The following is a 23,868-nucleotide window of genomic DNA, read 5'->3' as shown; positions in this document are numbered from 1 at the left end:
ATGTCAGAACAACTCACTCTTTCGAATAGCTGCCACATTCGCCAGATTGGAATCTAAATCTCTTCGCTGTGCCAGTAACGCTTAATCCACCCAAACTCACCCTAGACTGGTCGGAGTATTCAATATTTCCGTCCTGCCTTATTGATACTTTTATAGCCACTTCTATGATCCAGGCTAATTAAATAGACATATTTTATAAGCCGAGTTTGAGCCTGTTCAAATAAACCCACCTCACGTTTAAGCAACCACTCAATTCATCGTAATTACGATAATTCAATATCGCAATAATGCGTAGATAGCACCAGTTACACTTCCTATTATTTCGCCAACAAATCAATTCTTAACCTAAACAGAAAACCTAAAAATGTGTAGATGATGGTGTTGCACACATCACGGAAGACGGCCTTAAAACCCAATGCAGCAAACGAACCTATCAATGGTAGACGTTACTTAAGAATGATTTCGCCAGGTGTTTTTAACACTCTATTCGCGAGAATGCGTTGTCTACGTGGTCAAAGCGATTTTTAATTGTCATCTAGTACTTTTGACTCAGTAGGTCTATACGGTTACGTGAGTTCAACACCTCTTTCAGATGTCTTCTAAAAGTCTTGTACCAAGGCTGCACTTTCTCTCTCCTTATTTAGGTTGAGATATGAACTTTATAAAAATCGTTTTCCAGAAAATCTGGGCCGTTGTGATGGTCTTGATTAAATTCTGCCTGTTTATGGCAGTGATGTTTGCGGGAGCATGGGCTCTTGCACCATTAGGCACAATCCATTCTAAAGACATCGACATGTCTCAATTCAACAATCATCCCAATGAAATGATGATGAACTTCTTCCAGATGGAGTCCTTCTCTGGTTACTTGTTCTCAGTGACCATTGCTGTGGTTTTAGCCGGTGTTTACGGCATGTGGCAGTTGCATGAACTGGGTGTGCATAAAGCAAAAGAGCACAAAAGCGCTCACGTTCAAATCGTGTTTGCACTGTCACTTTGCGGACTCTTCATCAGCAAAACATTCTGGGTTATCGCATTGGTTATCGCATTGGCGAACTGGAAACATATTGGTCAATCACTGAGTGATGTGATTCGCCGTGGTGTTCAGCCTAAACAAGACGCGACCAATACAGAGACAGCCGCAGTCCACGTATCACCTGAACAACCGGTAACAGAGCCGTCTTCAGTAGAGCAATCTTCAAAAGAACAGGCTTCAGAAGAAAAGACTCCAACAACACCATCCGCTACAGAAAAAGAGGTCGCATAATGAAAGAGATGATGATTCCATACATCCTAATTGTATGGTCACTGTTCGCGACAGGCGCACTTAAGAAGAACTTCAAGAACTACACATGGGCTGCCATTGGCGGCGTAACGATTCTTGCGGTATTAGCGGTTATCTCTCGCTTGTGGGCACCCGTTGATCTAACCAACTCAACCACAGTGAAAGCACCACACGCGGTAATGTCACCGATCTTTGGCCAGCAGATCGACCAAGTGCTTGTTGAACACAACCAAATGGTTAAAGAAGGCGACGTAATTTACACACTCGTCGACATTGACTCAGCCGCAGACAAAGCAAAGATCGAATCTTCAATTGTTCAGAAAGAAGAAGAGATCAAGCAAATGAATCGCGACTTAGAGCGTGCTGAAACGTCACCTGAAATTTTCAATATGCGTGACGTAGAAAAGTACGACTCTGATCTTCGAGTGCTGCATGCTGAACTGGTGTCGTTAAAAGCCGATTTACAAAAAGTAAATTGGGCGCAAGAGAAAAAGACCATTAGAGCTGAGTTTGATGGTCAGGTATCGATAGTGAATATTGCTGAAGGTTCTGTCATGGGTAACATGCACCTCTACAACACCAGCAAAAAGTTTCTTGAGATGCGTATTTCAGACCAAACTTATGGCTATGTTCAAGTAGGAGACTTCGCTGAGTTCTTCGTTGATGCATACCCAGGCCACGTGTTCCGAGCAAAAGTACACAGCTTTAATGCCGGTACCGGTGAGTCGAGTATTTCTCCACTTCAGGGGCCACAAAGCGTCGGTCAACACGTGGTAAGAAACGGCAATGGTTTAGGTCGTACTATCGTACTTGAGATCATTGAACCAGAAGGTTACAACATCCCTATTGGTTCAACTGGCGCGGCTTGGATCTCGGCAGAGAAACCACATCCGTTCTGGGGCTTCATTGATGTAATCGGCGCAGCAACAGTTCGCCTACAATCTTACAAGTCATACCTAGGTGCTTGGTAAACGATTAAGCTCTTGGTAAACGATTAGCTCTTGATAAGCAATTAAGTATTCAATGATTTGGCTGTTATTCACTCGTATCACAGCCACTCATGAACTAGCGACTAATTGTAAAACAAATGCCCTGAATTTCAGGGCATTTTTGTATCTGTTGCAAGCTCACTTACTAATTGATTTAGATCAAAATTAATCGCCAATACAATCGTTTATCAAACAAATCATCGAAAAAACGATAGATTGAAATATTATTAGCGCGTAGATAGCGACCTCCCCCACCTCTATCATTTGGCTCAAGAAATCCAATTCCTGTATCCAAATATAAGGTCACTACCATGACTAATACATTCAAAAAAATGGCGCTTCCTGTTGCTATTGCGAGCACTCTACTTGCTTCTGGTTTTGCATCTGCAACGCCAACTGTAGAAGCAACATCAACGGTAGGCCAAGAGCTTCAAACCGCAAATGCAGCTCAATACCAAAACATCGATCTTGATGCGCGCTACAAAAGTGAGGTTCTATTCGAACACGAATCAAACATGTTCTGGGGCAAAGGCGAACGTATCCAAGTGCTTTCAAAAACGGGCGATTCACTGGCTTTCACAGAAGAGTCTGATCACGTACACCCAATCCTAACCAAGCACGGTCGTAAAATGGACCAAGCGATCATCAAAGTTGATGACAATATTTATCTTGGTTACGGCTTCGGTCTAGACACTCCTGTCATGATCGAAGGTACGGACGGCATCATCATTGTTGATCCAGGCGAGTCGGTAGAAATGGCTCAATCGGTTAAAGAACAGTTCCGTCAAATCACAGACAAGCCGGTTAAAGCCATCATCTATTCTCACAACCACATCGACCACATCTCTGGTGTGCGTGCATGGGTGACTGATGAAGAAGTAGCATCAGGCGAAGTAAAAATCATCGCTGAAGAAGGCCTAACCGCAGCAGTGGCTAACTGGTCTTCAAACCTAGGTACACTGTTTGGTCACCGCACATCTTACACGGGTGCAAAACACGTTGAAGAAGGCGAACACGGCACAGTAAACGATGGCCTTGGCCCTCGCTTCATGCAAGGTGATATCTCGTTCATTGAGCCTAATATGCTCGTTGAAAAAAATGGCACATTAGACATCACAATCTCTGGTGTTCACATGCAGATCGTAAACGTGCCATCAGAAACTAAAGATGAAATCGTGGTTTACCTTCCAGAACAAAAAATCCTGCACGCAGCAGAGGTTCTACAAGGCGAAAACTTCCCGAACCTACACACGATTCGTGGTACGAAATTCCGTGACCCATCAATGTGGTTCAAGGGCATCGACGTTATGCGTCAATTCGATACAGAAATCATGATCAACTCGCATGGTCGTCCTGTTGAAGGCAAAGAAGCGGTAGCGGATGTACTAACGGCCTACCGTGATGCAATCCAATACACACACGACCAAACGATTCGTCACATGAACAAGGGTCTAACACCTGACGAACTTGTTGAAGTCGTTAAGCTGCCTAAACACCTTGCCGACCACCCTTGGTTAGGTGAGCACTACGGTACTGTTGCACACGCTGTTCGCCAAATTTACGTAGGCTACAACGGTTTCTTCGAAGCCGATCCGTGGCAGCTAGAGCCAATGGCTTACGAGCAACGTGCTAAAGCGTTCGTAGAAATCATGGGCGGTCGTGACAACATCATCGACACAGCGAAAGCCGCGATCAAAGCAGAAAACTACACATTCGCTGCAGAGATTCTTTCTTACCCAATCACGGTAAACAAAGACGACATGGAAGCTCGCGCACTGAAAGCACAAGCTTACAAAGCATGGTCTGCAGACCAAGTGAACATCAACTGGCGTAACTGGGCATTAAATGCCGCTGCTGAGCTAGAAGGTACTCGCGATTTCTCTAACATGATCAGCTTTGCTTCTGTAGACGTTCTAACAGCCCTACCAAGTAAGCAGATCTTCGACATGATGACGTCGACTCTCATTGCAGAAAGCACGTTAGATGTAAACATGGCGCTAACGTACAACTTCTCTGATACGAATGAGTCATTTACTATCGAAGTTCGTAACGGTATTGCACAGCTTCATGAAACAGCCGTAGAAGGCGCAGATGTTCAAATCAACACTTCTCGTCAAGTGCTGAACCAAATCCTGATGGCTGGCCCTAATGCTCAGCAAGTGATTGGTAAGAACATGCAGTCTGGTGAATTCAAGTTCTCGAATGGCGATATCAAAGGCTTCGGTCTCTTCATGAGCTACTTCGACAAGCCTCTTTCTCCTGAAGAACTGATGCTTATCGTTCGTTAATTGGATATACACCAATTAAAGGCCTGCTAAGGATGGCGAGCCGATAACTTAGGGACCCATTGTGGTCCCTTTATCGTTTATTTATTGGTACAGTTCGCAGCCCTCACTCAACGATCTAGGTCTATTGTTGAAGTAAGGAAACTGCCCTACTTCGTTTAAGGTTCACACATGCTAAAACGTTTTGTTCTATTGCTTTCACTCAGTTCTTCTCTGGTATTCGCTTGCGGCTTACACCAAGAAACCGGGTTTAGTTTGGTGACCGAACCGGGCTCACTCGAAGTATTTGGTAACATCATTCATGCTCGACAAGATGACGAGTTTGGAAACCTAGACAAACCGGATCATTTCAAACTGTTTGCGATAAAATCAGCCCTCGCAAAGGCGCATCCGAGCAAGGTTGAGTTCAACTTATTTGAAGCGATTAAAGGTCACTACAGCCAAATCAGCATTGAAAAAGGCGTGAACGTTTCAGGAAGAGACACTTTGCCGACAGAAAGCGATTTATTGCTTATTACAGAGCTCGATGTTTTCGATGCATTGGCGAACGGAACGATCTCTTGGGATCAAGCGACACTGAATGGCTTAGTGGTAATCAATGGCCCTCAAGACAAACGAGAGCAACTTGAAGATTGGTTTAGTGATATTTTCGAGGGGCTGTAGTTCTCAGCTGAACGGCAATATAGATGACAAGATAAACAGACAATCAGATAAAAGGTCGTTAAACCCTCGGATTTAAAAACATTGAGGGTTCAACGACAAAACTAAATCAAAAAAGCGTAGGCAACGGAATCAGTTCCAGTCCAAGTACGCCGCTGATGCTCATCACCACCAGCAGAGAGACCTTGAAGACTGTCTTTGACCACTGGATGTAGTTAAGACAATCAACCTTACGGAACGTCACTTTGGTCCACATAAAGCAAACGGCTGCCGACACGGCTAGGTATTCATAACCCGCCTCTCCGAGTAAAAATAACCCCAGAGCAACCGCACCAAACGCCACGACATACGCTTTCATGTGTTGATGCGCTTTATCAACGCCCTCTTTCACAGGTAAAACAGGAATGCCTGCATCGCGGTAATCTTGAATGCGGAACATCGCAATCGCATACGAGTGTGGCATTTGCCATAAGCAGAACATGATGAACAGAAGAACTGCTTCTAAGCTCAAGTAATTCGTCACACCAAGGTAACCAACTAATGGCGGAACTGCACCAGAGATACTGCCAACTAAGGTGCCGTACACCGATGTACGCTTGTACCACATGGTGTAGAAAAAGACGTAAAACACATAGCCAAGCAACACCATGACCGCAGAGATCGGATTAGCGAACTGAAACAGCAGCGCCGTGCCTGCCAACAACATAACTAACGCATAGATAAATGCGACGTCTGTGTTGATATTGCCCTGAACCAATTCACGGTTCTGGGTACGTTTCATTTTCTGGTCGATATCTCGATCAAAGATGTTGTTCACCACGCAACCTGATGCAATCACAAGCCCTACACCCGCTAAAGTCGTCAGTAACAACATCGCACTGGCTGGTTCTGTTTTTGCGGCGAGAAAGAACCCCGTCGCAACAGAAATCAGGTTGCCGAAAATGATGCCCGGTTTGGTAATAGACAAATATTTTTTCAGCATACCTTGGCCTACAACTTCATGTTGACGTTCATGTTGTAGATGATCCATACCGAGCCAGCGATAAGAATCAATACAACAATGGCAGTAAACATCAGTGACACTAAGTTCCAACGCCCATCGGAAGATTTCGCTTCCATATGCAAGAAGTACTTAAAGTGCACAAAGATTTGCACCAGCGCACAACCGAACAAGATCACGTAAGTTTCCGTGCTTGGTAGCGCATGTGACCACACAATGTAGAACGGAATAATGGTCAGAATCAGTGACGCAATAAAGCCTTTCACGTAATCCGTTGCACCGCTGTCTAGATGCTGTTCCATTACATCACCCCCATTAAGTACACGATGGTAAATACGCAAATCCAAACGATATCAAGGAAATGCCAGAACAGGCTTAAGCACTGGAAACGCATCGACATGTTGTCGTTCAAGCCTTTGGTTGAAAGCTGGTGATACGCCACCGCCATCCAAATCAGACCGAACGTTACGTGCAAACCGTGTGTGCCAACCAAGGTAAAGAACGCAGAAAGAAATGCGCTTTCTTGAGGGCCATAGCCTTCTGCAATCAAGTGATGGAACTCATACACTTCCATACAGATAAAGGCTAAACCCAATACGAAAGTGACTTTTATCCATCGCTTCAGTCCGGTAACGTCTTTGCGCTTCATCGCAATCATGCCAAAGCCAAAGGTGATACTACTGAACAACAGCATCATGGTTTCGACAAACACGAACGGCAGTTCAAAGATATCTTTGCCTGTAGGCCCTGCGATAGATCCACTCTCAAGCACGGCATAAGTCGCGAAAAGCGTGGCAAACAGGACACAGTCACTCATCAAGTAAACCCAGAAGCCAAACAACTTATTGCCCGCAGCTTCGTGGTGATGATCATGCGAGTGTGCAAGATCATAAGTGTGTGACGGAGTATTAGCTTGCATACGTCGTCTCCAAGTCATCTTTATTGTCGTTGTTATCACTATCAGCATCACTGTCAGCGCTGTTACCACGACCAGAATGATCGCCTTTCACTGACTGTTTTTTCGCTTCTGCAAGCTGCGCACGTCGAGCCGCTTCAATCGCTTTGATCTCTTCAACTTCCACGTAGTAGTCCACATCGTCGTTGTAGCTGTGTTGAATACACGTCACCACGATGCCCACTAAGCTTGCAGCCGCTAGCCACCAGATGTACCAGATCATTGCGAAGCCAAATGCCAACGCCCATGCAGACACATAAATGCCTGTCGGTGTGTTCTTCGGCATGTGAATACGTTCGTATTCTTCTTCCTGAGTTGGATCAAACTCGCCACTTTGCTTTTGATACCAGAACGAATCGATCTCATCGCCCTTAGGCAGTTTTGCAAAGTTATAGAACGGCGGTGGTGAAGACGTTGCCCATTCAAAGGTACGTCCGCCCCACGGGTCACCAGTTAGATCTCGGTTTTGGTCTCGGTCACGAACACTCACGTAAATCTGAACGAACTGACACACCACACCCATCGCAATCACGCCCGTACCTGCAGCCGCAACCGCCAGTAGTGGGAAGAACTCAGGGTTGATGTCTTGGCTCAAACGACGCGTCATGCCCATAAAGCCCAGAGCGTAAAGCGGCAAGAACGCCATCAAGAAACCGATGATCCAGCAGTAGAATGCGCGTTTGCCCCAAAGCTCGTTCAGAGTGAAACCAGTCGCTTTCGGGAACCAGTAACCAATCGCAGCAAAACAACCGAAGACAACACCACCGATGATTACGTTGTGGAAGTGAGCAATCAGGAACACTGAGTTATGCAGAATGAAATCTGCGCCCGGTACTGCCATCAATACGCCCGTCATACCACCTACAGTAAAGGTGATTAGGAAGCCCACTGTCCACATCATTGGCGTGGTGAAGCGGATACGACCTTTGTACATGGTGAATAGCCAGTTGAAGATCTTAACCCCGGTTGGGATAGAGATAATCATGGTCGCGATGCCGAAGAAGGCATTCACGTTAGCGCCAGAACCCATGGTGAAGAAGTGATGCAGCCAAACCACAAACGCTAAAATAGTGATAGCCACCGTTGCCCATACCAGTGAGGTATAACCAAACAATTTTTTGCGAGAGAAGGTTGCAGTCACTTCAGAGAACACACCAAAGATCGGCAAGATTAGGATGTACACCTCAGGGTGTCCCCATGCCCAAATCAGGTTCACATACATCATCACGTTGCCACCAAGGTCATTGGTGAAAAAGTGCGTGCCGATGTATCTATCCAAAGTCAGTAACGCGATGGTGACCGTTAGGATTGGGAAAGAGATGATGATCAGGATGTTGGCACACAGAGACGCCCACGTGAATACTGGCATCTTCATCATTGGCATAGACGGAGTACGCATGCGCAAAATAGTCGCGAAGAAGTTCACACCCGTTAACGTGGTACCCACACCGGATATTTGCAGCGCCCATATCCAATAATCGACCCCGACTCCCGGACTTGCCTCAATGCCAGAAAGCGGCGGATACGCCAACCAACCCGTACGACCAAATTCACCTAAGCCCAGTGACATGTTGGTTAGGATAATACCCACTACAAACAGCCAGAAGCTCAGGTTATTGAGGTAAGGAAACGCAACATCACGAGCACCAATTTGCAGCGGCACAATGATGTTCATCAGGCCGATAACCAAAGGCATCGCGACGAAGAAAATCATGATCACGCCGTGAGCCGTGAAGATCTGGTCATAGTGATGTGGCGGTAAATAGCCGGTCTCACCCGCTGCAGAAAGCAATTGCTGACTACGCATCATGACGGCATCGGCAAAGCCACGAACTAACATCACCATCGCGACTGCAATGTACATGAAGCCTAGTTTTTTGTGGTCTACAGAAGTAAACCATTCATTCCAAAGGTATTGCCACTTACCGGCTTTGGTTACCGCATACACCACTAACCCCCCCACTAAAGCGATCATGGTTAACGTGAACAAAATAATGGGTTCGTGGTAGGGAATTGAGTCTAGAGTTAATCTTCCAAACATGACGATTATCCTTGGGTTTCCGGCAAACAGTTCATTGAGCCAGGGTGCTGGGTCACAACATCAGTGAATAAAAATGGTGGGATACTGGAGAACAGAGTCACAGGTTCAGCCACACTCGGCGCAGCCAAAGAACGGAATTGCTCCCAGTCTTCAATACGGTCCGGGCTTGCTTTCACTTTTTCCACCCAGTTTAGAAACGCCACTTGATCAGGCATGGCTGATGCGGTGAATTTCATTTGAGAGAACCCTTTACCACTGTAGTTCGATGCAAAACCTTTGAAGTCACCTTCATGATTAGCAATCAAGTTCAGCTTGGTCACCATTCCCGGCATCGCATAAATCTGCGAACCAAGACGCGGGATAAAGAACGCGTTCATGATGTTGTCTGAAGTCAGCTTAAACGTCACCGGAACATCTTTCGGGAACGCAACATAGTTAACCGTCGCAATGTTTTGCTCCGGATAGATGAACAGCCATTTCCAGTCCAGAGAGACCACTTCGATCACCATAGGCTTAACGTCACTCACCAGAGGCTTGGAAGGCTCTAATTCGTGTGTTGTTCGCCAAGTGATGGTGGCTAGAATCGCGATGATGATGATTGGAATCGTCCATACCACCACTTCAATCTTGGTTGAGTGTGCCCAGTCAGGTGCATACTCTTCCGTGGTATTGCTCTCGCGGTATCGGTAAGCAAAGTAGATGGTCATCAGAATCACTGGGATGACGACAATCAACATCAGCAACAGAGCCGTGATAATCAGCTCTTTTTCCTGAACGCCAACGCTACCTTTTGGGTCGAGCAATGCGGAGTTACATCCTTCGAGCATCAGAACGGTTCCCAGCAAACCAATCTTCGACAAATTTGTCCTCGATAAAATGCGTTTATATCTTGAAGCTTCCATTAACTTTCTCGATGGTTATCCAGCCTCAGAACGAACGTCTGAGTACTGGTTGTCATGATCATTAGAATATTTATGTGTTGAGCATGTGAAACGCCGCATCTCAAAAAGCAATGCAATAAGGTTCGTTACTGCTGGGTTAAAACCACGCAGAAAACATGACTTAATTGTTACACTTTGAAATACATTGTTACATTCGGCGCATTATGAAGAGTTGAAATTGAAAGCTCACCAAACAAACTTGGAAACTAACCTTCCATTTATGAAGACGAAAACTAAGAAGCAGTAAGCGATTAAGACACACATCAATAGCGTGCTACACAGATGGAGCCAGTACTGACAAGGGATTTAGAAAAAGTAGATAAACACTCGCTCACCACCAAAGCTCGGGGCAAGTTCAAGGTACATTAGAAAGAGCGAATAAATAGAAGTGTGACGCCCGTCAAAATTGTGAATTCACATACCATTTACAAGGTATTCACTGGTTAGATTATTCAAAACACCCACTCATTCACCAACAAGATAATCAAGCATTCATCTATGCACTAATGTAACGAATTGAAAGAATATAATGACTAACAGAAAGGATAATTTGACTAATTGAGGGCGTAATAGCGGTGAAAAGCACAACAAAAAGGTAGGAATTGGGATGAATTTATCGAGAATAACCACACCATAATCGAGCCAGATACGGCTCGATTATGGGCAATTAAAGAGTAGCCAAATTGAAGAGACGTTAAATTGAAAAACAGTTATGCCGCTTGAGTAGTCATGGATTTTCGCTGATTTCGAGTCATCAAATGATAAACCACAGGTACAAAGTAGAACGAGATAAGGGTGGTTAATACGGTACCGCCCACAATCGCGACCGCAAATGGAGGCCAGAAGCCACCACCAGCAATGATCAGTGGCATAAAGCCGCCCACGGTTGTAATCGTGGTTGAGCTGATATGACGAGTACACGACATAACAGCATCAACGACTGCATCAACATTCCCAGAGGAAGCCTCCTTGTCTAACTTCAATTCGGTCAGAATGACAATGGCAGCGTTAATCGCTAAGCCCGCAATCCCGAGCATCGCGATGATCACCGTAAAACCAAATGGGTAACCGAAAATCCACACCGACAACAACCCTAGCCCACCCGCCAATCCTGCTACCATGAAGATGATGCTGCTCATTCGGAACGAGTTGAATGACATCACCACCACCAGCACCATCAATACCACCACGACTGCGACATTCGAGATCAGGCTGTTGACTGAATTATCTCGTTCAGCAGATTCACCACCAAAACCAATCGTATAGCCTGATGGCATCTGATAGTTTTCTAGGCGTTTTTGGAATTCATTGAGCACGGTTTGAGGCAAGACACCCGCTTCAATGTAGCCCTCAATGGTATTCACACGCTGCCCGTTACGACGAGTAATCGCACCGCGACTGGTCGTCAATTCCAGTTCGGCCAGTGTCGATACGTTAATACCTGTCGAGTAGACATCTGAACTGATTGGCAAACGAATATTGCTTAAGTGAGCCAAGTTTTCACGCGCCTCATCTGCCACACGAACACGGATTGGTACCGACTCACTGCCTTCAATCACAGAGCCACTTTCACGACCTGTCAGCGTAGTTTGCAGCATACCTGCGAACTGGTTCAATGAAATACCATTCAGCTTTGCGGTGTCTTCATCAACCTTCAACCACACCTTCGGCGTACCTGGTTGCAGCGTTTCCCTTGTGTGCGTCACATGAGGAACACCCGCCAAAATCAATCGCACATCCTCACCAATCGCTTTCAACGTATCGAGGTTTTCACCATACACTCGCAGTTCAACGGGCGCGGTAAATGGAGGCCCTTGATTAAGCTTTCGTACCAAGATTTGTGCTTCCGGCACCTCGTTATCCAACATCTTTTGCAACTCAGGAATCAGCGCATTGGCTTGATCAAAGTTCTCTGTTTTCACCATGGCTTGCGAGAAGTACGGCGCGTTATTTTGCCTTGCTTGCAGGTTGTAATAGAAGGATGGGAAGTTTGCGCCCACGAGCCAATCGATACGCTCCACTTCAGGGTAACGATGAATGATATCGTCGATTTTTTCAGAGGTGTTTTTGGTGGCGTAAATGCTCGCTTGCGGCGGCATGTAAACCTGAATCTCAAACATGTCTCGGTCTGATGGCGGGAAGAATTGCTCAGTCAGCTGAGACATACTCCAGTAACCGGTAAACGGTACCAATAACACCAAAGCAATCGTGATGGTTGGATGCGTGACGCCAAAGCGAACAGAAGACGAAAACCAACGCGTCAAAGCCGGGATTCTCAAACCCGTCATGTACCAATGGTGCCGCCCTTTCTTATCAACGTCGCTGAGTTGTTTCGGTAATAACTTGGTCGCTAAGCCTGCGATTAAGGTGTGCGAGATGATGTAAGAGCCGATCAATGAGAAAGAAACGGTAATCGCAATACCACCGACAAATTCACCCGATGCACCCGGCATCAAGATAATCGGAGCAAACGCCAACACGGTAGTTAAGGTTGAGCCTAATAACGGCACCCATAAATGCTTCAATGCATTCATGGTCGCTTCAGCGCGCTGTTGCCCTTTCAAGCGATAAGCTTGAATGGTATCGACCATCACCACCGCGTTATCAACCATGATCCCGAGCGCCACAATTAGGCCTGTCACCGACATTTGGTTAATCGGTACACCGGTCATTTTCATGATCGACAAGGTCAATAATGAGGTTAACGGCAGAGAAATGGCGACTAAGATCGCGGCACGCACGCCTAAAGTGACAAACAGCACAATCAAAATCAGACCGAAACCGATCATCAAACTTTTGCCTAAATCGTCTAAGCGAGTCTCGGTATAACCTTGCTGATTAAACAGCACTGTCACCTTAACGTTACTTGGTAACTCTTGCTCAAATTTACCAATCAGAGCATTAGCTCGCGACGTCCAGTTATCAACTCGCAGATCAGGGTGCATTCTTGCCGCGACAATCACACCCGGCTCACCATCAACAATAGCAATCTGGTCTTGTGGGGTTTTCTCACCACGTTTCACCGAAGCAATGTCTTCCATACGGATGATGTGACCTTTGCTATCAGTGGCTATTGGCACTTGCTTAATGCGTTCAATGGAATCCAGTTCAGATTTAATTTCTAAGCCAAAGCGAGAATAAGCACTGACCAGTTCACCCGCCGAGTTCTTGGCGTCTGCCCCTTCGAGCGATTCAGCGATATTGGCGCTTGAACGCCCTAGAGCAGCGGCATCGGCCGTACGTAAACTGATTTGAATCTCTTCTTGCGGCATCCCGTATTCATCAACGAATTCAGTACCCGACAAAGTTCTTAGTCGCTTGGCGAGCTCTTTGGCATAACGGCCCAGCGTTAACCTATCAGGCTCGCCTGCACCAGACCAAGTTAGAGATGCGATGGTCGTGAAAGCATAGGTATGGTCGCTATCGAGATCAGGCGATTGAGCACCCGCAGGCAAAATGGATTCGATATCAGATAACTTGTCGCGAGCTTGGGACCAGACCGGTTCTGGCTCGGTAATGGTGTCATTAAGCTCTAGCGTAACAATTGATACGCTCGGCCTAGAGGTTGAGCTCACGAGTTTAACTTCACTCAGTTCACGCAGCTTATTCTCGATAACCTCAGTCACCAAGGTTTCTACGCGTTCGGCACTGGCGCCGGGGAAACTGGTTGTGATGTTCGCATAACGGTTGATGATTACTGGGTCTTCTGCACGTGGCAACGTCATGAACGCCGAAATACCACTCACCATCAGCAGCGCGGTCATCAAGATAAGCAGTCGAGTGTTGGAAATAGTCTCTATTATTTTCATACTATTACCTACTCAGCCGCGCTGACTGGTTTCACGATTTGGCCGGGAACTAAGCGATGTAAGCCACTGGCAATGACTTGTTCACCGTCTTCAATCGCCCCACTCACGTACGCTTGTTGATTGTTGGCAAACAACACTTGAACACTTCGGCGCTCAACTTTGTTGTCTTCACCAATCACAAAGATGTTCCACACACCGCGTAGGCCGTCAATCAAACCCGTTAATGGCACCCAGTAACCTTGCTCTTCAATCTGTTCATCAAACTTAAGATAGGCAAGTTGCCCTTCTAATACCGACGATTTTTCAGGAAACAGGTAACGCAAACCGACACTACGAGATTGAGTGTCGACCATTGCGCCGGGATTCAGTAGCTCCACGGCATAATCTGTGCGCCCAACTCGGATGCTAGGCGAAGAAAGTGAGGTGACTTTTTGCATTTGGTGAGCAGGAATACCGATGAAGGCCTCTTTGCCCTCAGAAGCGAGCAGTGTCAGAGTGGGATTACCGACATTCACCACATCTCCGAGCGAGACATAGCGGGTTGCGATGGTGCCAGAATAAGGCGCAAGCACTGTCGATTTCACTAATTTCAATTCGTTGCCTTTTACCGATGCATCGATGCGTAGCAAGTTAGCCTGCAATACGCGTTGCTCACTGGTGAGAGAATCAATCTCCGCTTCGGCACTGAAGCCTTTCGCTTTCAATGAACGTTGACGTTTAAGGTTCGCTGCCACCAAACTCAATTGAGCTTTGACTTCTTCAGCCTGCGCTTTCAGTTGGCTAGACTCGGTTTCCAAAAGTTGGGTATCCAGTCTGATCAACGGCTGACCCGTTGTGACTGTGTCACCGACATCCACCAGAATCTCGTTTACTTTTCCGGCCAACTCGAAACCTAAATTGGCCTGTTGACCCGCCTTAACCACACCGACATATTCGCGTTGTACTGCATAAGAGGAAGACAGCGCCAAGGCCATCGTTTCCACGGTTAAAATAGTTTGGACGCTCGATGCCGTTTCAGAGGTTGAATCAACCGACTCTTGGGCTTGTTCCTTTTCGCCACATCCAACAAGAAAAGCCGACAACGCCACTGCCACTGCGCTTCCCTTCATCAATTTATACATACGTACTGTTCCTATGCGGTACTCAATTATGTTCTTTTTTTAGACTAACCAAATCAAACTAGACTGTCTAGTTTGATTGTGTTAAAAATAAGTTTCATCGTTAATGATTGATAAAACCATCACAAAAAGCATAATGCTTAGCGTAAAACGAGACACATAGAACTGAGCACCAACAGGCACCAAGCAAAGAGACAAACTAGGTAACGAGACAACACTAAGTAACGAGAAGCAAGCACGTGACTAAAATCATCAAGAGTGAACAGAAGAGATCGCAGATCTTAACCGCAGCCAGCCAACTTTTCTCTGAACATGGCTTCAAGATCAATATGGACCAGATAGCCAAAGCAGCGAACGTTTCCAAGCAAACGGTCTACTCTCACTTTAAAAACAAAGACGAACTTTTCGAAACCTGCATGCAAACCAAGTGTGCGGAGCGAGAACTCAGTCCTGCTGCCTTTGATATGGATGCTGCGGTGGGTGATGAGTTGGTGAAATTTGGTGTGAAGTTTCAGGATTTATTACTTGATGAACAATCTAGACAAACCTTTCAAAATGCCATTAGCCAAGCGAATACGCATCCAGAGATCGCCTCTATCTATTTAGAAACTGGGCCTCAGAAAACCACCAAGTTACTTGCTGATTATTTGCAGTCGAAAATAGACTCTGGTGATCTCACACTGTCGACATCAAGCTCGCCAGTCATTGCAGCACGCCAACTGTTGCTGATGTTTCACGGCAAATCGGCGTATTGGGGATTCTTCGGACACGATAGCGGAGAATCTGAAGAAGAAAGACTTCACTACACTCGCGAATGTGTCGCGCTATTCTTGAACGGCAACCAGCCTCGTTAATTGTAGCTCTATCTTTGAATAAAAAAGGCACAGAGAAATTCATCCTCTGTGCCTTATCAATCATCAGTCACTCTCAGCAATAACAGCGATCGGTTTATTGGGTATGTTCCACAACGATCAGCTCATCGGTATTGAAGCCACGCTCTTTCGACATGGCTTTAAACTTCTCCATCACTTCTGGTGCGACTTCAGGCGTTCTTGCGAGTAGCCATAAGTAATCAGTGTCGGGCCCAGAAACAAACGCGTATTGGTAGCCCTCTTTGTCTAATTCAAACACGACATAAGCGCCGTAGAAAGGGCCAAAGAAAGACACTTTCAAATAGCCTTGTTCAGAGCCCTCAACGAAGTACGCTTTTCCTTCCGCTTCGTTCCACTCACCTTCTTCCGCCGAATAACCACGGTTAATCACCTTCACGCCGCCATCATCACGAAGGCTGTATTCAGCGCTGATGTTGTCTAAGCCACGCTCAAACGAGTGATCCAAACGAGCCACTTCGTACCATTTCCCTAGGTATCGTTCCAACTCAAACTGTTGAACAGGCTTAACCGTTTCGGGCATGCCAACACAACCACCCAATAAGATCACGCTAAGCAGCAATAATATTTTTTTCATCCTAACCTCGACTTGTTTTTATTAGTAATGCGAGTAAGTCTCGTGAAAACATAAACTTACATCCTTGGTAATACGTTAAATCCATTTTTATAGCTCACTTAACTGTAATTTATTCAGAACCTTATGTGAATTGTTTAGTCTGCGAATGGGTTCGCAATCCTTTATTGACGAGCTGTATTCCCACAACCACCTCAAAAGGCACTGGAATTACATTCAAACAAGAGAGCAACCAAGGACACTTTATTATTAAAAATTCACGATATGATTCTCGCCACTCGCTTTCTATACTTACTAAACCGTGGAACATGGAAGACATAATAATGAATAACAAGCTCACTCTGCCACGTACTGCATGGATAGCATTACTCACAAGCTTATCGGCCGTAGCGCCGGTGCTTGCACAAGCCAACACTATTGTTCAAACACAAACACCAGTTCAAGCGCAAACATCTGTTCATAACCAAAGTGCTGACCAGATCTTTATCAATGCTGATATATACGGGCATCGTGAGTCGGACTCGATCGTTACCTACAAAGGCAAGATCATCTTCATTGGTAACCAATCACAGGCGCAAACTTTTCAAGGGCAAAGCACTGATGTCATTGATGTAGACAATGCCTTTGTCCTTCCGGGATTTATTGACAACCATAACCATGTGTTTGAAGCCGCCTCAGAGCTGGGTGGCAATTGTGAACTCGACTCTGAAGCCACATTAGAAGAGCAAATCCCTTACTTAGAAGCGTGTAAGATCAATGCTGATACCGATGGCAGAGGTTGGCTTATGGGCTATGGTTTTTCTTTGGAAGCGACGCTCGATAGCGACTCTGAATACACACCACTTGAGATCATCGACAGCATCTTCCCGGATCGCCCAGTGGTGATCATGGAGCAGACTTCACACTCGATGTGGGCCAACTCTAAAGCACTGAAAATTGCCCGAATCAGCCAGCAATCGCCAGATCCACAAGGTGGCGCTTATTTAAAAGACCAAGACAGCGGTAAGCTCAATGGCATCTTATTAGACAATGCTGGCGATCAACTGATGGAGATGGCTTGGAACAGCCAAAGCGAACTGTTTGATCAAAGCTACCAAGGGTTAATGTTCGGGCTTGAGGAAGCGGCAACCCACGGCATCACCACCATTGGCGACGGTCGCATGTATTGGAAACGAGGTTGGTATGACGTTTGGCTAGAGGCCGAGCAAAATCAAGACTTAACGGCGCGAGTATCGCTACGCCCTTGGGTGTACCCATCGATGGTGATGTCTTCTCAATTAGAAGTCTTTGAGAAAATGCATTCCGACGATAAAAGCCATCTGTTACTTGTCGATCAGGTGAAAATGTACAGTGATGGCATCTTTATCAATGGCACCGCCAAAACACTCGCGCCCTACTTAGATACTTATCTACCCCAGTCTCCTAATGGCTTGAACTATATTCCGCCAGAACAAATGAAAGAATGGTTAACTGCGCTCGAGAAAATCGGCTTTAGCGCCCACATTCATGCGATTGGTGATGGAGCGGTTCGTGAATCTCTTGATGCGATAGAAAGTATTCGCAAACAAGGTTCAACCAAACCCTACACCCTAACCCATGTCGAATTAATCAATGATGAAGATGTGCCACGCTTTCGCCAGTTAGATGTAACTGCAGATTTCCAAGTTGGCTCTGATTACGTTGCAAGTCATCAACACCAATGGGCCGAAGCTTTCCTTGGTGCTCGCCGTGCCAAAGCCATGATGAACCTCGATGCAATACTCAAGACCGACGCCAATATCACCTTAAGCAGTGATTGGAACGTACACGACATCAACCCATTGGTCGGCATCGCGAACAGCTTAATCATGGGCAAAACCGGCCTAACCGATATCTATACCGCCATCGACGCTTACACGCTCAATGCCGCCAAAAGTCTTGGGATTGAAGACGTAACAGGTTCTATTGAGGTAGGAAAATCCGCTGACTTCGCCATTCTCGACCGCGACATCACCACAGTGTCAGCAAGACAAATCGCCAAAACTCAGGTGTTGATGACGGTGTTACGCGGGAACGTGGTTTACGAAAAATAGAGCCAATTCGCGTATCGAATTGGTTATCGCAACTCAAACGAAAACGAGCCAGCTTATTCAACTGGCTCGTCTGTTATTCACATCTGTATTTTAGTTCTGTTACGCGTTGGTCTCTTTAAGCGCTTTCACATGTGAATCTTGTTTGTCATCCAGAGCAAAGTAGATCTTCGATACAATCACTTCAGCAACCAGAATCGTAAATACCACAGCGAAGAAAGCAACCACGCCGCCCCAAGGTCCTGTAAAACTCACCTTATCTCCGAACAGAAGGTTAATCGCTTCTAGCATCACGAATTTTGAGCCCACCAAGATAATGTAAGTGGTGATTGCTCGGTACACCTTAGGTGCAGTGCCCGGCTTGCTTTTGAAGTGTTCAGCAATCTTGTGCTCTAAACCAATAGAGAGCTTCAATAATAGCTGCAACAACAACGCCGCAATCAAAGATATAGTGAAAGACTCAATGTTGACGAAGTCCCAGTACTCATCGAAGAAGTTAAGCACTACTAAGTCCACCAGCACGGCTAACGTGTAACCTACGAATAGACGTTGTGGTGTGTTGAACCCGTAAACTTTGTCTGATTTAGTCATTCTGTCTCTCTCTAATTTGATAAGTCGCCTTGATTTGAAATACATCTTAGCGTTCGAATCGAAGCAAAACTTACCATTTCATGACATCGCCAACATTCATTCCTCAAATTAATGATTCGACAAAAATCCCCTTTGCCTCTCTTATAGCAATAGCAAAAACACGCCCAATTCATCACTGTCACCAAATGGCCATTCTTCAAATGCTGCGCCCCATAAGATGACTCCATCAGCGACACACACTCATTTCCAAAAGGTGCAGATTATGAAAAAACTAATCACTAACGCGAACGTATTTAACGGTGTTGATAACAACTTAATCGAGAACGTATCAATCCTCATCGAAGATAACTTGATCACTCAGATTGGAGAGATTGACCCAACGATTGCCGATGAAACGATTGATGCTCAAGGTGGCACGGTCATGTCAGGCCTGATTGATGCGCACGTTCATATCACTTTATCTTCACGCGTCAATGTCATTGATACCATGACGCGTGAAGAAGTGGCGATTCGCTCAGCAAAGATTTCTGAAGAGATGTTAATGCGTGGCTTTACCACCATTCGTGATGTAGCAGGTAACACGCTTGGCCTTAAAAACCAGTATCGACAACGGCTATGCCACTGGCCCACGTATTCTGCCTTCAATGGCAGCTATCTCACAAACCTGTGGTCACTCCGATTACCGTCAAAACCAAGCACAAGAGCGTTTAGCAAACGGCCATGAAGACTCACCTATGAGGAAGCTTGGCGCAATGAAAGTGGCAGATGGTCGTTCAGAAGTCTTAAAAGCGGTTCGCGAACAGCTATTTATGGGCGCATCCCAAATCAAGATCATGGCGGGTGGTGGCGCATCTTCAACGTTTGATCCGCTAGACACATTGCAGTTCACATCTGAAGAGATGAAAGCTGCGGTTGATGCCGCTTCAGATTACGGCACTTATGTCGCTGCGCCGAGCAGCTGAAGCGGGCGTGATGTCTTTCGAACACGCGACCATCATGGACGACGACATTGCCGAGATCATTAAAGAGAAAGGCATTTGGGTGATTCCTTCTTACTTTACCTCTTCATTGATTGCAGAGCGTAAGATCCCACTACCAAACGAAGAGACATACCGCAAAACAGAACGCGTAGGTAAAGCCATGTTCAAGTCGGCAGAACTGATTAAGAAATACGATATCCAAAACATCGCCTTTGGTACCGACTGTGTGGGTGAAACCAACGTTCATGCGACACAATTGAATGAACTTGGTGCGATTGAGCAAGTATTCGATACCATCACCGCGCTTCGCATGGCGACATCAAACTGTGGACGTTTGTTCGAGATGTCGACTTATCAACACCCGTACCAAGAAGGCAAGCTTGGTCAAGTGGTTGAAGGCGCGTATGCCGACCTATTGATCATCGATGGCAACCCACTGGACAGTGTTGCTTGTGTGGCAAACACAGAGACACAAAAACTGATCATGAAAGACGGCAAGGTGTACAAAAACACGCTTTAGTGTTCAATATACTCACTAAGTAATGAAACCTCTCAGGCAAGCAAGCGAACTTTATAGTCGTTTGCTTGCCTTTTTATTAAGCGCTGTTTTATTGCTACTATTAAACTCAGGTTATTGATTTATGGATAAATCGGGGTGGGATAAGGATGAAATTAGAATGAAGCTATTACTTACTGCACGCTTAATCAGCACAGTGCTATTACTCAGTTCACTGCTGTCAGGGTGCGGTAACTTTAGAAATCTATCTAATGAGATACAAGCCATCGACTCCATAACCAATCAATACATGGTTACCTTGAATCAACATGCCTCCGGTTCTGCCGTGGTGATTGAACAAATCAAAGACATTAACAAAGGCGAGGTTGATGGCTACGATGGCATCATAGACAGTGACAGTATTCACTTACATGTATCGAATAACATCCACTACCTACTTATCTTTGAAGATAAGAATCAAGACCTTACCCTACAAGCCGATGAAGCTTTCAGTGTAATCAACCTACGTGATCACCAAGACAGATCAACAATAGAAGTCTCACTAACGGTTAATGAGAGTGAAGCCCCAAGAGCGTTTGTTGATCGTTCACTATCTTCACTGTTAAAAATCGAATTGGATTTGATCGACATAGGCACAGTCGTGAGCTTGGAAGCTCCACCTTTTGACAGAAAAAATGGCAAACTCGGCATGTGGCAGCCGCTGACCTTTTTGCTCGAAGATAACGCTGGGCTCTACTTTCTGTCAGAGTTCGACCCAAACAAAATCCCGATCTTGTTTGTGCATGGCATCAACGCCACTGCGTTAGATTTTGCCCCACTGATTGAAAAAGTCGACCAATCTAAATATCAGATCTGGGTCTTTAACTATCCTTCAGGCTTGTCTCTGGCTTTGAACTCCAAAGGCCTGAATAACCTCATGCACACGGTGTTAACGGAATACAAAATCCAACAATTACATGTTGTGGCACATAGTATGGGCGGGCTTGTCGCCATCAACAGTCTTCGCCAGTGCCGTATTGGGCAGCTATGCGATTTTGTAAGCAGCGTAGCCACCATATCTTCGCCGTTTGGTGGTGTCGAGTCTGCTAAACAAGGGGTCGAGTACTCTCCCGTAGTAATGCCGGCATGGGTTGATTTAAATCCAGACGGGAAATTTATCGCTGACTTATTAATTGACAGCAGTAAGATTCACATTCCCCACTTTTTAGCCTTTGGTTATAACTCGGGCGACCTATTTAATACCAACAGCAACGATGGTGTGATCAATTTATCAAGCCAATTGTCGCGCCCAGCCCAACTCCACGCGTCACAAATCCTCGGCTACAACGAAACCCATTTGAGCATCTTAGATAACGATGACCTTTTTGAAGACCTGTCCGAGTTTTGGTTAAGAGCTGAAGAAGCACATTGATTTATGATTCGGTGCACTAGGCGGCGTAGGTAAATCAGATATTAAAATTGGAACGCTTAGGCATTCCAATCTTTTGGGTGAAGCGTAATGTTTTTCTGAATTGAGAGCATTGATATCCTGTGCGTTCGGGCTGATTTCGAACACCCACCCCCTCTAACTCCCCCTCCAATTAAGTTTATCCCCCCTCTAGATTGACGACCGAGGGGGAGAACCTTCTTTAGCGCTGAATGTGTAACTGCACATGTAACGATCTGTATTCAGTTCCTCCCCTTTCTACGAACCACAATGGATTGTAGATACTGATTAAGGGGAGGCTAGGAGGGGATTTTTAGTAGGACTAACACGGATTTGCCCCTTTTCTTGTTAGAGCATATGCTCTTCGTAAAATAAACAAATTCATAATGACCAACATTTTCTAATAGCAGTGGCTGAATGTAGTCAGCTCCTCCGAAGAGCAGTAAGGAAGGAACCAAAGCTGTTTAATATTGTTAACAAGAAAAGTTTAACATTTTTATTTTTCTATTTACTTCATAGATTTAGTATTAAACAACATGTTATGTTACAAGTATTTTAATCGTTCATATCAAGGAATGCATAGTGAACAAATTACTTCTTCTTACAACCTTGCCTCTTGCACTCACAGGCTGTGTAAATCAGTTTGCTTCTATGCCTGATGCTTCCGTTACTGACCCTATTGATTATGTTGAACAGTACCAAGCAGCTTCTGAAAAAGGTTTACTTAACCCATTAGCTTTCGTTGGCGGTCGAGATGATGGAAATAATTTCCGTAAATATCGAAAGTCATGGTGTGCAGTATCAGAAGCGGCCTTTTACAGCCTTAAAGATGACTTAAAGGATCTGTGTCAAAACAAAGGTGGTGAACTACGTGGTCAATGGTGCGTAAAATCCAATTCGGACACCCCTCTCTTTAAAATGCATATAGCCCAAAGTAACATGCAGTGCTCAACTGGCACTTCTTCTTATGCAGAGGTTATTGCCCCCATAAACGATACAGACACAAAGGATAGTAAGTGGATTGCTCTCGCAAAAAATAATGGCTTTGAAACTGCTGCTGAAATTGAGACGGCTGAAAAGCAACGTCAAACTGCTCTCGAAGCCCAAAAAATTGCGAAAAAGCAACAAGCGTTACGTGAACAACAGCGCAAAGAAGCAGATAGAATTCAAATGCTTTCAACTCGTGGTCTAAGAATTTGCCAAAACGCGAAGTATAGCTATCAAGGAAAATATACAGGGTTTGTCGAGGATTTCACCGATAAAAAAATCAAAGTCCATGTTGCCCACTTAGGAGGCGATGGATGGACAGCATCAGGTTTTAAGGAGAGCACTATCTGGGATTATCCTGATAATTGGTATGTCTGCGATAGATAGACCGAAAGGTTTTTTAGTAGCTTCAAGCCCCTACTAACATATTCGTCAGCATTGGCGTATTGAAAACAACCAGCATTACGTTTTAGATGTTGTTTTTAAAGATGATAGCTCACGGATAACGTTAGATGGTGCAGTAGAAGATATAGCGCTGTTTAGACGCTTTGTGATGAACATGCTGAAGTAATGTGATTGTGGTGCGCCAAGCCAAAAAGTGAAGTTGAAGAAAGCTGGTTGGAACGATGATTATCGGGCTCGAGTCTTCTTTGGGTTATAAATCAATCAAAGTATGCTCGCGCCCTAGGGCTATCCATTTTCTGCATTTAGTGACCATTTTTTCAATCAAATTCGGCTTTGTTGCGTAATTAAA

At 45.4% G+C, this 23,868-nt stretch carries 17 protein-coding genes and 2 pseudogenes; 10 read left to right on the top strand and 9 right to left on the bottom strand.

Going from position 1 to position 23,868, the window contains the following annotated elements:
* The first annotated feature begins 652 nt into the window (after window positions 1-652).
* The 4 genes from AB4307_RS20855 (at window position 653) to AB4307_RS20840 (ending at window position 5,219) form a co-directional block, all read left to right on the top strand.
* Window positions 653-1,264, top strand: coding sequence for a hypothetical protein (locus tag AB4307_RS20855; protein ID WP_017065282.1), 612 nt, complete (start codon window positions 653-655; stop codon window positions 1,262-1,264).
* A complete protein-coding gene (locus tag AB4307_RS20850; RefSeq protein WP_012604427.1) occupies window positions 1,264-2,253 on the top strand; it encodes an efflux RND transporter periplasmic adaptor subunit in 990 nt (329 codons plus the stop codon). The genes AB4307_RS20855 and AB4307_RS20850 overlap by 1 nt, the downstream gene beginning before the upstream one ends.
* Before the next feature lie 329 nt (window positions 2,254-2,582).
* Window positions 2,583-4,559 (top strand): alkyl sulfatase dimerization domain-containing protein, encoded by a 1,977-nt coding sequence (locus AB4307_RS20845; RefSeq protein WP_372133345.1) that lies wholly within the window; start codon window positions 2,583-2,585, stop codon window positions 4,557-4,559.
* Window positions 4,560-4,727: 168 nt separating this feature from the next.
* On the top strand, window positions 4,728-5,219 hold the full coding sequence (locus tag AB4307_RS20840; RefSeq protein WP_102384195.1) for a hypothetical protein: 492 nt from the start codon (window positions 4,728-4,730) through the stop codon (window positions 5,217-5,219).
* A 106-nt stretch (window positions 5,220-5,325) separates the two neighbouring features.
* Here the strand turns inward: AB4307_RS20840 and cyoE are convergent, their stop codons facing one another.
* From cyoE to AB4307_RS20805, 7 genes are all read right to left on the bottom strand, one after another.
* Window positions 5,326-6,246, bottom strand: a complete 921-nt coding sequence (cyoE, locus tag AB4307_RS20835) for a heme o synthase (RefSeq protein ID WP_372133341.1) — start codon at window positions 6,244-6,246, stop codon at window positions 5,326-5,328.
* On the bottom strand, window positions 6,207-6,518 hold the full coding sequence (gene cyoD / locus AB4307_RS20830; RefSeq protein ID WP_010439794.1) for a cytochrome o ubiquinol oxidase subunit IV: 312 nt from the start codon (window positions 6,516-6,518) through the stop codon (window positions 6,207-6,209). The genes cyoE and cyoD overlap by 40 nt, the downstream gene beginning before the upstream one ends.
* Complete coding sequence (gene cyoC, locus AB4307_RS20825; protein ID WP_010439790.1) at window positions 6,518-7,135, bottom strand: cytochrome o ubiquinol oxidase subunit III; 618 nt, start codon at window positions 7,133-7,135, stop codon at window positions 6,518-6,520. The genes cyoD and cyoC overlap by 1 nt, the downstream gene beginning before the upstream one ends.
* Window positions 7,125-9,212: a cytochrome o ubiquinol oxidase subunit I gene (gene cyoB, locus AB4307_RS20820; protein ID WP_372133339.1), complete on the bottom strand. Its 2,088-nt coding sequence runs from the start codon at window positions 9,210-9,212 to the stop codon at window positions 7,125-7,127. Before cyoB ends, cyoC begins: the two co-directional genes overlap by 11 nt.
* A 5-nt stretch (window positions 9,213-9,217) precedes the next feature.
* The gene (gene cyoA / locus AB4307_RS20815; RefSeq protein ID WP_081325387.1) at window positions 9,218-10,114 is read right to left on the bottom strand and encodes a ubiquinol oxidase subunit II; all 897 of its coding nucleotides are present in this window, start codon (window positions 10,112-10,114) and stop codon (window positions 9,218-9,220) included.
* A 749-nt stretch (window positions 10,115-10,863) separates the two neighbouring features.
* Complete coding sequence (locus AB4307_RS20810) at window positions 10,864-13,962, bottom strand: efflux RND transporter permease subunit (RefSeq protein ID WP_372133336.1); 3,099 nt, start codon at window positions 13,960-13,962, stop codon at window positions 10,864-10,866.
* 8 nt (window positions 13,963-13,970) lie between these two features.
* On the bottom strand, window positions 13,971-15,083 hold the full coding sequence (locus tag AB4307_RS20805) for an efflux RND transporter periplasmic adaptor subunit (protein ID WP_372133333.1): 1,113 nt from the start codon (window positions 15,081-15,083) through the stop codon (window positions 13,971-13,973).
* Window positions 15,084-15,319: 236 nt separating this feature from the next.
* Here AB4307_RS20805 and AB4307_RS20800 point away from each other — a divergent pair, with 236 nt between their 5' ends.
* Window positions 15,320-15,934 (top strand): TetR/AcrR family transcriptional regulator, encoded by a 615-nt coding sequence (locus AB4307_RS20800; protein WP_004736309.1) that lies wholly within the window; start codon window positions 15,320-15,322, stop codon window positions 15,932-15,934.
* Window positions 15,935-16,028: 94 nt separating this feature from the next.
* Here the strand turns inward: AB4307_RS20800 and AB4307_RS20795 are convergent, their stop codons facing one another.
* Complete coding sequence (locus tag AB4307_RS20795) at window positions 16,029-16,547, bottom strand: lipocalin family protein (RefSeq protein WP_017060193.1); 519 nt, start codon at window positions 16,545-16,547, stop codon at window positions 16,029-16,031.
* A 320-nt stretch (window positions 16,548-16,867) separates the two neighbouring features.
* On the opposite strand from AB4307_RS20795, the gene AB4307_RS20790 reads away from it, so the two are divergent.
* Entirely contained in the window at window positions 16,868-18,616 is a 1,749-nt protein-coding gene (locus AB4307_RS20790; protein ID WP_372133330.1) for an amidohydrolase, read from the top strand.
* 99 nt (window positions 18,617-18,715) lie between these two features.
* Here AB4307_RS20790 and AB4307_RS20785 read toward each other — a convergent pair whose 3' ends face one another.
* Window positions 18,716-19,204, bottom strand: a complete 489-nt coding sequence (locus AB4307_RS20785; RefSeq protein ID WP_017068109.1) for a hypothetical protein — start codon at window positions 19,202-19,204, stop codon at window positions 18,716-18,718.
* Window positions 19,205-19,466: 262 nt separating this feature from the next.
* Here AB4307_RS20785 and AB4307_RS20780 point away from each other — a divergent pair.
* The 4 genes and pseudogenes from AB4307_RS20780 to AB4307_RS20765 all read left to right on the top strand — a co-directional run.
* Window positions 19,467-20,704: pseudogene (locus AB4307_RS20780) on the top strand (metal-dependent hydrolase family protein).
* A 157-nt stretch (window positions 20,705-20,861) separates the two neighbouring features.
* Window positions 20,862-22,112, top strand: a complete 1,251-nt coding sequence (locus AB4307_RS20775; protein WP_372133327.1) for a lipase family alpha/beta hydrolase — start codon at window positions 20,862-20,864, stop codon at window positions 22,110-22,112.
* Window positions 22,113-22,709: 597 nt separating this feature from the next.
* Window positions 22,710-23,501: a hypothetical protein gene (locus tag AB4307_RS20770; protein WP_102321375.1), complete on the top strand. Its 792-nt coding sequence runs from the start codon at window positions 22,710-22,712 to the stop codon at window positions 23,499-23,501.
* A gap of 37 nt (window positions 23,502-23,538) precedes the next feature.
* A pseudogene (locus AB4307_RS20765) lies at window positions 23,539-23,775 on the top strand (transposase); the annotation flags it as partial.
* Window positions 23,776-23,868: the final 93 nt, after the last annotated feature.

The sequence above is a fragment of the Vibrio sp. 10N.261.52.C2 genome (assembly GCF_041471425.1).
Lineage (GTDB): Bacteria > Pseudomonadota > Gammaproteobacteria > Enterobacterales > Vibrionaceae > Vibrio > Vibrio crassostreae_C.
Note: the sequence above shows the minus strand (reverse complement) of the source record. Positions and strands in the feature narration are given on the sequence as shown.

Excerpts from the sequence above, each read along its gene's own strand:
- AB4307_RS20840 (WP_102384195.1), top strand. The coding sequence starts at position 4,728 with ATGCTAAAACGTTTTGTTCTATTGCTTTCACTCAGTTCTTCTCTGGTA.
- cyoD (WP_010439794.1), bottom strand. The coding sequence starts at position 6,518 with ATGGAACAGCATCTAGACAGCGGTGCAACGGATTACGTGAAAGGCTTT.
- AB4307_RS20855 (WP_017065282.1), top strand. The coding sequence starts at position 653 with ATGAACTTTATAAAAATCGTTTTCCAGAAAATCTGGGCCGTTGTGATG.
- AB4307_RS20785 (WP_017068109.1), bottom strand. The coding sequence starts at position 19,204 with ATGACTAAATCAGACAAAGTTTACGGGTTCAACACACCACAACGTCTA.
- AB4307_RS20810 (WP_372133336.1), bottom strand. The coding sequence starts at position 13,962 with ATGAAAATAATAGAGACTATTTCCAACACTCGACTGCTTATCTTGATG.
- cyoB (WP_372133339.1), bottom strand. The coding sequence starts at position 9,212 with ATGTTTGGAAGATTAACTCTAGACTCAATTCCCTACCACGAACCCATT.
- AB4307_RS20795 (WP_017060193.1), bottom strand. The coding sequence starts at position 16,547 with ATGAAAAAAATATTATTGCTGCTTAGCGTGATCTTATTGGGTGGTTGT.
- cyoE (WP_372133341.1), bottom strand. The coding sequence starts at position 6,246 with ATGGATCATCTACAACATGAACGTCAACATGAAGTTGTAGGCCAAGGT.
- cyoC (WP_010439790.1), bottom strand. The coding sequence starts at position 7,135 with ATGCAAGCTAATACTCCGTCACACACTTATGATCTTGCACACTCGCAT.
- AB4307_RS20845 (WP_372133345.1), top strand. The coding sequence starts at position 2,583 with ATGACTAATACATTCAAAAAAATGGCGCTTCCTGTTGCTATTGCGAGC.
- AB4307_RS20805 (WP_372133333.1), bottom strand. The coding sequence starts at position 15,083 with ATGTATAAATTGATGAAGGGAAGCGCAGTGGCAGTGGCGTTGTCGGCT.
- AB4307_RS20850 (WP_012604427.1), top strand. The coding sequence starts at position 1,264 with ATGAAAGAGATGATGATTCCATACATCCTAATTGTATGGTCACTGTTC.
- AB4307_RS20790 (WP_372133330.1), top strand. The coding sequence starts at position 16,868 with ATGAATAACAAGCTCACTCTGCCACGTACTGCATGGATAGCATTACTC.
- cyoA (WP_081325387.1), bottom strand. The coding sequence starts at position 10,114 with ATGGAAGCTTCAAGATATAAACGCATTTTATCGAGGACAAATTTGTCG.
- AB4307_RS20775 (WP_372133327.1), top strand. The coding sequence starts at position 20,862 with ATGAAGCTATTACTTACTGCACGCTTAATCAGCACAGTGCTATTACTC.